This window comes from Sulfuricurvum sp. (assembly GCF_022759005.1).
Classification (GTDB): Bacteria; Campylobacterota; Campylobacteria; order Campylobacterales; family Sulfurimonadaceae; genus Sulfuricurvum.
Map to the genome: position 1 here is coordinate 1 of NZ_JAEMQA010000120.1, position 3318 is coordinate 3318.

General features: G+C 47.3%; 4 protein-coding genes. All 4 read right to left on the reverse strand.

Annotation, left to right across the window (positions count from 1 at the left end; all coding sequences use genetic code 11):
* Positions 1–910 (reverse strand): amidophosphoribosyltransferase (gene purF / locus JHC35_RS07575; protein WP_295043728.1); only part of this gene is annotated, 910 nt, incomplete at its 3' end.
* Between the two features lie 10 nt (positions 911–920).
* On the reverse strand, positions 921–1691 hold the full coding sequence (dapB, locus tag JHC35_RS07580) for a 4-hydroxy-tetrahydrodipicolinate reductase (RefSeq protein WP_295043731.1): 771 nt from the start codon (positions 1689–1691) through the stop codon (positions 921–923).
* A 63-nt stretch (positions 1692–1754) separates the two neighbouring features.
* Positions 1755–2693, reverse strand: a complete 939-nt coding sequence (locus JHC35_RS07585; protein WP_295043734.1) for an FAD-dependent oxidoreductase — start codon at positions 2691–2693, stop codon at positions 1755–1757.
* Positions 2694–2907: 214 nt separating this feature from the next.
* On the reverse strand, positions 2908–3225 hold the full coding sequence (trxA, locus tag JHC35_RS07590; RefSeq protein WP_295043737.1) for a thioredoxin: 318 nt from the start codon (positions 3223–3225) through the stop codon (positions 2908–2910).
* Positions 3226–3318 lie beyond the last annotated feature (93 nt).

Consider the following 3318-nt stretch of genomic DNA (forward strand, 5'->3'; position numbering starts at 1 on the left):
GGATGCCGCTTTGCTGTGAATACCCAATCGCTGCGGGGACACCGCCATCCGGTACCGGAACAATCATATCCGCTTCTACCGGTTGTTCTTTAGCCAACGCTTTCCCCATCGCTTTACGCATCTCATAGACGTTTTGCATATAAACGTTTGAGTCCGGACGCGCAAAATAGACGTATTCGAAAATACAGTGTTTCGGAGTTGCGTCAAAAACTTTGATCGATTTCGGCGCTTTCCCTTTTTCGAAAATAACCAATTCTCCCGGCTCGACGTCACGGATATACTCCGCACCGATGAGATCAAACGCACACGTTTCCGACGCAACGACATAGCCGTCCCCCACACGTCCGAGACTCAGCGGTCGGAATCCGTGCGGATCGCGCATCGCAAACATCTTGGTTCGGCTCAAAAATACGAGTGAGTATGCCCCCTCGATCTTTTTGACCGCATCGATGATACGATCAGTCAAATGGTGCTGATCACTTTTTGCGATCAAATGGATCAGATTTTCGGTATCCATATAGGTTTGAAAAATCGCCCCTTTTTTGATCAACGCATCCCGAACCTCTTTGGCATTGGTAAGATTTCCGTTGTGAACAATCGACATCTCCCCCAAATCATACCGTGCGAATACCGGCTGTGCATCGAGAATCGAGTCGTCTCCCGCTGTAGAGTAGCGGGTATGACCGATCGCCATGTACCCTTTTAGGGTATTGAGTTTTTGGGTATCAAATACCTGCGTTACCAATCCACGATCTTTGATCGTATAGAGTTTCTCACCGTCCCCTGTGCTGATCCCCGCTGCTTCTTGACCCCGATGCTGAAGGGCGTGGAGGGAGAAATAGGCTAATTTTGAGGCTTCAGGATGGTCGAAAATACCGACAACCGCACATTTTTCATTTAAGCTACGCACTCTGGTTTCCTTATGCTAGTTCTAAACAGTCTTGGATACTGTAAAGGCCGTTTGGTTTTCCGACCAACCATTTCGCAGCACGAATGGCACCTTTGGAGAACGTATTGCGACTCGTTGCCGTATGATGCAACTCCACAAACTCACCGTCGTTATAAAATCCGACCGTATGACGTCCGACGATGTCACCGCCGCGCAACGCCATAACAGCGATTTCGTCTTTGGTACGTTCGCCGATATTTCCGTTGCGCCCGCTAACGCGAACCGCATCGAGATCAAGATTACGCCCTGCCGCTGCCGAATGAGCCAACGTTAATGCCGTACCGCTTGGAGCATCTTTTTTGTGACGGTGATGCTGTTCGACGATCTCGATATCAAAGCCTTCGAGGGTTTTTGCCGCCGTATTGACCAGTTTGTTCAACAACGCAACCCCCAATGACATATTCGTCGCGTACAGAATCGGCATTGACTCACTTGCTGTTTTGAGAAGATTCATCTGATGCGTATCCAAGCCGGTTGTTCCGATTACCAATGCTCGCGGATGTTCAATCGCTTTTTCGAGTAAAAGCTGTGTCGCCTCCGGCAACGAAAAATCGATAATCACATCGCTCCCGTTTAGCAATGTCGCCATATCGTTTGTCACTAACACTGACGGGTCAATCGAAAAATTGAGTTCATTGCGCACATATACTGCCGCAAGAGAGATATCACTCTCATGATGCAAATCTTCAATCAACAGCTTTCCGACACGTCCGCCAGCTCCGAATACTCCTGCTCTAATCATCTGTAGCATCCCTGTTTAAACATAATGTGAAAGTATTTTACCCTCTTCGTGTTTAAAAGGGCGTTAATGCCCATCCACAAACGCAATAGCCTGTAATGCCGCAACGGCACCGTCGCCCGCCGCACAAACCACCTGTTTCGGAGCCGATTCACGCATGTCTCCTGCCGCAAATAACCCTGGGATAGAGGTTTTCATGTTCAAATCGACTTTGACTTCCCCCCACTGAGTCATCTCACACAAGAAACTACCGTCTTCTTGGATCAAGACTTGATTATTGACATTGTTTCCGACAAAAACGAAAACACCCGGAACATCGATCTGATGGAGTGTTCCGTCTTGTAGTTTGACACGGATACCCTCAACTCCCATCGCGCCGCCGAAAACCTCTTCGGGAATCGCATTCACCACGAGTTCAATGTTTGGAGTGTTTTTTACACGCGCTATCGTATTAGGGGCAGCGCGGAATGAGTCCCGACGATGGATAAGATAGACTTTGGTACAAATTTTCGCCAAATACAGAGCTTCTTCCAATGCCGTATCACCGCCTCCGATGACCGCTACCTCTTTGTTCTTGTAAAAGAATCCGTCACACGTCGCGCACGTACTCACGCCGCGTCCGAAAAACGTATCTTCTCCGACAAAACCCGCACGCTTTGGAGTCGAACCGGTACAGACGATCACGCTTTTAGCCTCATCCGCAGTCCCGTCTGATTTATGAATCGTAAAGATCCCGTCTGTTCGGCGTGAAATCCGTGTCACTTCGGACATTTCATGTTTCAATCCGAAGCGTTGACATTGTTCCGGCCACGGAGCCATAAAATCCATTCCGCTCAAATTGTGAGCCGTTGCACCCGGATAATTTTCAATCTCCGAACTCATGGTGATTTGACCGCCCGGAAGCCCTTTTTCAAACATCGTGACATTATCTAACCCACCTCGTGTGGTGTATAATCCCGCCGTCAATCCGGCAGGCCCTCCTCCGATAATCGCACAATCCAACATATCCAAAGCCTCCGCTTTTTTATTTGGTATATCATACTCTTTTGTGGTTAAACACGACCAAAAGGGAGTTATCAGAAAAATGGTTTTAGAAAATTTTTAGAGAAGTGACTGAAAAACGGAATCTTTAAAGTGCGGTTTACTGCACGCGGGCTTCCCGCCGAGGGAAACGCAGAGTTATCGTAGCCAAAGGGATGTATTCCTTTGGCGTAATAATTTATAGTAGTGCGTTTAGTTTGTCAGCAAACGCTTGCTTAGAAGCGGCACCAACCATTTGTTCAACGACTTGACCGTCTTTGAAGAAAAGGATTGTCGGGATAGAGCGGATACCGTATTTTACCGCGATATCTTGTTCTTCGTCTGTGTTTACTTTACAGATTTTTGCTTTACCGTCGAAATCAGCCGCCAACTCTTCGATGACCGGAGCGATCATACGGCACGGCCCACACCATGGAGCCCAAAAATCAACCAAAGAGACACCCTCTTTGGTCATTTCATCAAAATTTGAACCTGTCAATTCTACGTATTTACCCATTGCATTTCCTTGATTTACGAATATTTATTAAAGCTATTATAACGCCCCAATCTTTAAAATGACTTATTGCATTACTCTCACATTATTTCTCAG

Bases quoted from the DNA above. Each gene is read 5' to 3' on its own strand.
- trxA (WP_295043737.1), bottom strand. From the start codon at position 3,225: ATGGGTAAATACGTAGAATTGACAGGTTCAAATTTTGATGAAATGACC.
- dapB (WP_295043731.1), bottom strand. From the start codon at position 1,691: ATGATTAGAGCAGGAGTATTCGGAGCTGGCGGACGTGTCGGAAAGCTG.
- JHC35_RS07585 (WP_295043734.1), bottom strand. From the start codon at position 2,693: ATGTTGGATTGTGCGATTATCGGAGGAGGGCCTGCCGGATTGACGGCG.